The sequence below is a fragment of the Rahnella sp. CJA17(1/100) genome, assembly GCF_963881615.1.
Lineage (GTDB): Bacteria > Pseudomonadota > Gammaproteobacteria > Enterobacterales > Enterobacteriaceae > Rahnella > Rahnella aceris.
Genome location: NZ_CAWOJA010000015.1, coordinates 50,163 through 56,539 on the forward strand (window position 1 = coordinate 50,163; position 6,377 = coordinate 56,539).

Annotated in this window: 7 protein-coding genes; 5 read left to right on the forward strand and 2 right to left on the reverse strand. The window is 53.6% G+C overall.

All coding sequences use genetic code 11. From position 1 onward, the window contains the following. Window positions 1-4: 4 nt before the first annotated feature. A complete protein-coding gene (locus AACU55_RS09990) occupies window positions 5-826 on the reverse strand; it encodes an alpha/beta fold hydrolase (RefSeq protein WP_112151954.1) in 822 nt (273 codons plus the stop codon). A gap of 326 nt (window positions 827-1,152) precedes the next feature. Here AACU55_RS09990 and AACU55_RS09995 point away from each other — a divergent pair, with 326 nt between their 5' ends. The 3 genes from AACU55_RS09995 (at window position 1,153) to AACU55_RS10005 (ending at window position 3,859) form a co-directional block, all read left to right on the forward strand. Beyond that, the gene (locus AACU55_RS09995; protein ID WP_013573513.1) at window positions 1,153-1,794 is read left to right on the forward strand and encodes a hydrolase; all 642 of its coding nucleotides are present in this window, start codon (window positions 1,153-1,155) and stop codon (window positions 1,792-1,794) included. A gap of 62 nt (window positions 1,795-1,856) precedes the next feature. Next, on the forward strand, window positions 1,857-2,276 hold the full coding sequence (locus AACU55_RS10000; protein ID WP_134706964.1) for a DoxX family protein: 420 nt from the start codon (window positions 1,857-1,859) through the stop codon (window positions 2,274-2,276). After that, a complete protein-coding gene (locus AACU55_RS10005) occupies window positions 2,273-3,859 on the forward strand; it encodes an MFS transporter (protein WP_134706965.1) in 1,587 nt (528 codons plus the stop codon). The genes AACU55_RS10000 and AACU55_RS10005 overlap by 4 nt, the downstream gene beginning before the upstream one ends. Window positions 3,860-3,896: 37 nt before the next feature. Here AACU55_RS10005 and AACU55_RS10010 read toward each other — a convergent pair whose 3' ends face one another. Then, the gene (locus tag AACU55_RS10010) at window positions 3,897-4,805 is read right to left on the reverse strand and encodes a LysR family transcriptional regulator (RefSeq protein WP_134706966.1); all 909 of its coding nucleotides are present in this window, start codon (window positions 4,803-4,805) and stop codon (window positions 3,897-3,899) included. Window positions 4,806-4,944: 139 nt separating this feature from the next. Here AACU55_RS10010 and AACU55_RS10015 point away from each other — a divergent pair, with 139 nt between their 5' ends. Further along, window positions 4,945-5,253, forward strand: coding sequence for an antibiotic biosynthesis monooxygenase (locus AACU55_RS10015; RefSeq protein WP_037033745.1), 309 nt, complete (start codon window positions 4,945-4,947; stop codon window positions 5,251-5,253). A gap of 120 nt (window positions 5,254-5,373) precedes the next feature. After that, complete coding sequence (cho, locus tag AACU55_RS10020; RefSeq protein WP_134706967.1) at window positions 5,374-6,225, forward strand: excinuclease Cho; 852 nt, start codon at window positions 5,374-5,376, stop codon at window positions 6,223-6,225. Window positions 6,226-6,377 lie beyond the last annotated feature (152 nt).

The following is a 6,377-nucleotide window of genomic DNA, read 5'->3' on the forward strand; positions in this document are numbered from 1 at the left end:
TGATTTATTTTCCGCTCAGGAATGCCAGCAAATCGTCGTTCAGTTGATCCTGATGTGTGACGGCAAAACCGTGCGGTGCGCCTTCATAGATTTTCAGTTCTGCATTTTTAATCATTTCCGCCGCCAGCTTGCCGGTGGCTTCGAACGGCACTATCTGATCCGCGCTGCCGTGGATCACCAGCGTCGGCACGGTAATTTTCGCCATATCCGGGCGGAAATCTGTTTCAGAGAAGGCCGTGACACAATCGACGGTGCCTTTCAGCGACGCCATCAGCGCGATGTTCAGCGTCTGGGTCATCACGCCGTCGGAAACGGTCATCCCCTGGTTAGTGCCGTAGAACGGCGTCGCAAAGTCGCTGATGAACTGTGCGCGGTCTTTCAGTAAACCGGCCCGGATGCCATCAAATACTGATTTATCCACGCCCTGCGGATGATCATCCGTTTTAATAAACAGCGGGGTGACCGCGCCGAGCAATACCAGGCTGGTGACGCGTTCTGAACCGTAACGGCTGATGTAGCGGGTGACGTCGCCGCCGCCCATCGAGAAGCCGACCAGCGTAACGTCGTGCAGGTCGAGATGTTCAATCAGATCGTTGATGTCAGAGGCGAAAGTGTCGTAGTTGTAACCTTCCCAGGGCTGCTCTGAACGGCCAAAACCACGACGGTCAAAAGCGATAACGCGGTAGCCACGATCGGCCAGGAAATTCATCTGGCTGTCCCACATATCGGCATCCAGCGGCCAGCCGTGGCTGAATAACACCGGCTTACCTTTGCCCCAGTCTTTAAAATAAATTTGAGTGCCGTCTTGGGTATTGAATGTGCTCATTTTTATATTTCCTCAGCGGTTATTTGCAGGTTTTAAACAGGTTGTGTGTTGTGTTGCAAACAACATTAGGCATGGCAGGGAAATATTGATAATGGGTTATTTTTGACAAGTCGTTAAAAGATTTTGTTGCTTCTATCAGGCTGAAAATAATAGGGATTTACGACGGTATAGAGAGGGGATACCTGTCAAAAAAATCTGAACAAGTTGCCAAATTCTTTCCGCTATCCGCTTTTGATGTCCTGACCTATTGTTAATTCCAGCAGCACAACAACACAACGTGAAATACAAACACACAACCCAACAATGCACTCTGAGAGGAAATGAAAATGTCTAAATTCGATCTGCTGGACCCACAGAACTCCACCCTGATTTTCATCGACCATCAGCCACAAATGTCATTCGGCGTTGCGAATATCGATCGCCAGCAGCTTAAAAATAATACGGTCGCTCTCGCTAAAGCGGGCAAAGTTTTTAACGTGCCGGTGATTTACACCTCGGTTGAAACGGAAAGCTTCAGCGGCTATATCTGGCCGGAATTACTGGCGGTACATCCGGATGTGAAACCGATTGAGCGTACCTCAATGAACTCCTGGGAAGACGCGGCATTCGTGAAAGCCGTTGAAGCCACAGGCCGTAAGAAACTGATTATCTCTGCCCTGTGGACTGAAGTGTGTCTGACATTCCCGGCACTGATGGCGCTGAAAGAAGGGTATGAAGTGTATGTGGTGACCGACACTTCCGGCGGCACCAGCGTGGATGCACACGAACGTTCCATTGACCGTATGGTGCAGGCCGGTGCGGTGCCGGTGACCTGGCAGCAGGTTCTGCTCGAATACCAGCGCGACTGGTCACGCAAAGAGACTTACGACGATGTGATGAATCTGGTTCGCGAGCACAGCGGTGCGTACGGTATGGGCGTCGATTATGCCTACACCATGGTGCACAAAGCCCCTCAGCGCAAAGCGTAACCTTCTTCATTTATCCCTTAAGCCGGAACCGTGCTCAGGCGGGTTCCGGCAGGAGAGACATCATGCGTCATGCCCCTGTTTCCCGCCTGTCGGCACCTGTTATCCCTTTCGCGGTTATCCGCTGGTTGGCCCTGCTGGCCTTGTGTGCCGCGTATTTGCAGGGCGGTATCGTCAAACTGTTCGATTTTCCCGGCGCGATTGCCGAGATGCAGCATTTCGGCTTATCGCCCGCGGCGCCCATGGCCGTGGCCGTGATTGTGCTGGAACTGGGCGCTTCAGCGCTGATTCTTTCCGGACGCTTTCGCTGGGCTGGCGCGCTGGCACTGGCGCTGTTCACTTTCAGCGCCAACTTTATGGCGAATGCGTACTGGCAGGTTTCCGGCCATGAACGCGCCATGATGATGAACGGTTTCTTCGAGCACATCGGGCTGGTCGGCGCTTTTATCTATGTCGCCTGGAATGACCTTAAGGAGCGGGCATGAGCCAGAATAATGCTGCGGCAGGCGGCGCTTTTTCGCCGCTCAAACAGGGGCTGTTTGCCACGATTTGGGTGGCAACCATTCTCGGCAATACCGGCAGTTTTATGCGTGATGTGGCCAGCTCATGGTTAGTCACCGGGCTGTCATCAAACCCTGCGGCGGTGGCGCTGATGCAAACCGCAGCAACGTTGCCGATTTTTTTGCTGGCGATCCCTGCGGGTGTGCTGTCCGATATTCTTGACCGTCGCCGCCTGCTGATTTTTGTTCAGTTGTTACTGGCGGGCGTCAGCGGAACCTTGCTTCTGTTGTCGCACAATAATTTGCTGACCGTGGAATATCTGGTCGCGCTGACCTTTATCGGCGGTATCGGTGCGGCGCTGATGGGGCCAGCCTGGCAGGCGATTGTGCCGGAACTGGTGCCCCGTTCTGATTTGCGAAATGCCGTTGCCCTGAACTCGCTTGGGATTAATATTGCCCGCGCAGTAGGGCCTGCGGGCGGTGGCTTGCTGTTAGCCAGTCTCGGTGCCGGTGCGGCTTATGGCGCAGATGTCATGAGCTATGTTTTTGTGATTGGCGCATTACTGTGGTGGAAGCGTCCGGTCAAAGCGAAAAATGAGTTATCAGAACACTTTCTTGGCGCGTTCCGTGCCGGGCTGCGATATGTCAAAGCCAGCCGGGAACTTCATCGTGTGCTGCTGCGTGCCGCGATTTACTTCGCTTTCGCCAGTGCGATCTGGGCGATGTTGCCGCTGATTGCCCGCAATATGCTGCACGGTACCGCCGGATTTTACGGCATTCTGCTCGGCGCGGTAGGCGTCGGTGCCATATTCGGTGCGCTGCTGTTGCCGCGTTTACGCCAGAAACTGAGCGTAGATGGCCTGGTGCTGCTCTCCGCGCTGCTGTCGGCGGCTGTCATGTTGCTGCTGGCGACGTCTCCGGCAAAATGGCTGGCGGTCGTACTGATGGTGGTATTAGGGATTGGCTGGATTATCGCGCTGACATCCATGAACGGCGTGGCGCAGGCGGTGCTGCCTGACTGGGTACGTGGCCGCGGGCTGGCGGTGTACCTGATGGTATTTAACGGCGCGATGGCGGCGGGCAGCCTGTTCTGGGGGTTAATCGCACAGGAAACCGGTCTGGTCGGGGCGTTATTACTCGCCGGTAGCGGCCTGGTCATTGCCGCGCTGGTGTGCTGGCGGCTGAAACTGCCCGCAGGCGAGGCGGATTTACAGCCTGCTGGTCACTGGGAAAATCCGGTGGTTGAAGGCGATGTGCAGGGCGACCGCGGTCCGGTGATGATCCAGATTGAATACATGATTGCACAAGAAGATCGCCCGGCGTTTCTGGCGGAAATTCGGAAACTCTCGCTGGCGCGTCGCCGTGACGGTGCTTATGCGTGGGGGATCACCGAACACAGCGATGACCCGTCGCGTCTGGTGGAATGGTTCCTGGTGGAGTCCTGGCATGAGCATTTGCGTCAGCATCAGCGTGTGTCACATGTCGATGCCGATTTACAAAGCGAAGTGACGCGTTATCACCGTGGCGAAAATAAACCTCAGGTGCATCATTATCTTTCGGTGCGCTAGTCGCCGTAAAAAGCCGCATTGTGCGGCTTTTTGTTTTTCAGGCCTGGCTGTACACCGCCGCAATGCCCTCGAAATCCTGTAAATTTTCGCGCCACCACATGGCAGCGTTGCCGCTCGCGTTTTCGTTCCAGGCCATAAAAGCCTGATCGCGGCGGGTTTCGGTATCCAGACGACGTTCAACCAGCGCACCGCTTTCGAGATGGGGGGCGGCCAGATAACGCGGCAGATAGCCACAACCCAGCCCGGCAATTTGTGCGTGAACTTTGGCGTTAAAATCATGAACGCTGAGCATTTTCTGCTCATCGAGCACGCGCAAATCCGCACCTGTGCCATGGCGGGACGTGTCGTGAACCACCACGGCGCGATACTGACGGATTTGCTCACGCACCAGCGGTTCCGGCAGCGAGGCGAGCGGGTGATGCGGCGCGACAGCAAACACATATTCCAGCCAGCCGATCGGACGGTATTCAATGCCGCTGCGCGTCACCGGTTCCTGCACGGCACCAAATACGATGTCGGCTTCGCCATAACTCAGCGCTTCCCAGCAACCGGCCAGTACATCGTGGCGGAACAATAACTGCGTGTGCTGATGTTCTGCGTAAAAACGGTCAATCAGCGGCGCAAGCAGCGCGAAGGGGACGGAAGCATCCACGCTGATGGTCAGTTTGCTTTCCCAGCCGCTTTCGACGTACTGCGCTTGTTGTTCCAGCTCACTGACGGCACGCAGCAGCACACGGCCTTTTTCCAGCATCAGACGGCCTGTTGGTGTGAATGTCGCGCGATGGCCTGAGCGGTCCAGAAGTTTAATGTTCAGGTCACTTTCCATTTTCTGCACGGTATAACTCAGTGCAGAAGCGGTTTTAAACAGTCTGGCGGCCGCTGCGGCAAAAGTGCCGTGTCTGTCCAGCGCATCCAGGATCAGCAGCGCTTCAAGGCTTAATCGCATTATTTTCCCCACCCCAAAAATTGTTTAACAACAACCCAAAATATTTCCGTTATGAATGACCGTGTTGATTTCGTATCGTTCATGAATATAACGCAACATTCAGTTAACCAGAACAACGGTTAATCAGAAGGAACATCCTGTGACTTATCCTCATCAACCTGACCACATTACTCTGGTGATCACCCACGGCGTACAGCGGGATAAGCTGACGGAATATGAACGCTGGCTGGAACAGCTGAAGACCGATGCGGCCCGGTTTCCAGGTTATCAGAATGTGAATATTCTGCGCCCGGTGCATGGCGAAACTATCTATACCGTGCTGGTGCGGTTTGATAACGTCGATAATTTGTATCTCTGGATACAATCCGATCAGCGCGAAATCCGTGAGGCGGCATTAGCCAACTTACTGAGCGGACAGGAATATATTGAGCTGCGTACGCAGGCGTAAATCCTGACGTCCAACATTTACACCCGATTTTTTCCATAAAGGTTGAAGACTGTATAAATCGCCAGTATTATTCGTCTGTTTTCTATACGACGTTTATCCGGTTAAAGCAGGTCAGTTATTTTGTGGAATCCCGAAAAAGAGTTTTTTACCGAGCTTTATCAGTACCCTGAACATCTTCGCCATACCTTAGAAAACTTACCCAACGGCAGCGGCGTCTATATTTTTTACGGCGACGATAATGCCTTTCCGCTGTATATCGGTAAAAGCGTGAATATCCGCAGCCGGGTGATGTCGCATTTCCGCAATCCTGCCGAAGCCAAACTTCTGCATATGACCCGCGATATTGAATTCATTGAGACGATCGGTGAAGTGGGGGCGTTACTGCTGGAATCGGATCTGATTAAAACCCGACGACCGCTGTTTAATAAGCGGCTGCGCACCGCCCGCAAGCTGTGTTCGATCCGGCTTCAGGGGCTGACGGCCAGTATTGTGTTCAGCGATGACGTGGATTTTTCCCACAGCGAAGATTTATTTGGCCTGTTTAAAACTAAAATGTCGGCAGTCGAAAAAATCCGGGATATCGCCGATCAGGAAAAGCTGTGTTACGGCGCGCTGGGGCTGGAAAAACTCGCAAAAAATCGTGCGTGTTTCCGCTTTTCACTCGGCAAATGTGCCGGTGTCTGTTGCGGTAAAGAGACGCCCGACGTCCATCAGGCGCGCCTCAGAAATGCACTCAGCACCCTGAAAATCCGCAGCTGGCCGTATCCGGGGCGCATTGCCATCGCCGAAGAAGCCAACGGGCTGACCGATTATCACGTCATTAATCACTGGTTCTATCTGGGAACGGTCAAAACGCTGGAAGACGCCAAAGCCTTCGATATCGCTGTGCCGCACTTTGACCGCGACAGTTATAAAATACTCTGTAAGCCGCTATTCGAGACGGAGAGTTCGAAAGTGATTTTGCTGGACTGACGGCAACAAAAAAGCTGCCGATCGGCTAATGCCGATCGTTTAAGGATCAGTTGACCGATCCTGTGGCTCGTGTAAAAAGGGTTCATGCTCATCATGGACCCTTTTTAAATGGAACTTTCACAAGCTCTCGGTATTATCAATCTTACTGCCCC

Coding starts and splice junctions, on each gene's coding strand:
- AACU55_RS09995 (WP_013573513.1), top strand. CDS start 1,153: ATGTCTAAATTCGATCTGCTGGACCCACAGAACTCCACCCTGATTTTC.
- AACU55_RS10010 (WP_134706966.1), bottom strand. CDS start 4,805: ATGCGATTAAGCCTTGAAGCGCTGCTGATCCTGGATGCGCTGGACAGA.
- AACU55_RS10005 (WP_134706965.1), top strand. CDS start 2,273: ATGAGCCAGAATAATGCTGCGGCAGGCGGCGCTTTTTCGCCGCTCAAA.
- AACU55_RS09990 (WP_112151954.1), bottom strand. CDS start 826: ATGAGCACATTCAATACCCAAGACGGCACTCAAATTTATTTTAAAGAC.
- AACU55_RS10000 (WP_134706964.1), top strand. CDS start 1,857: ATGCGTCATGCCCCTGTTTCCCGCCTGTCGGCACCTGTTATCCCTTTC.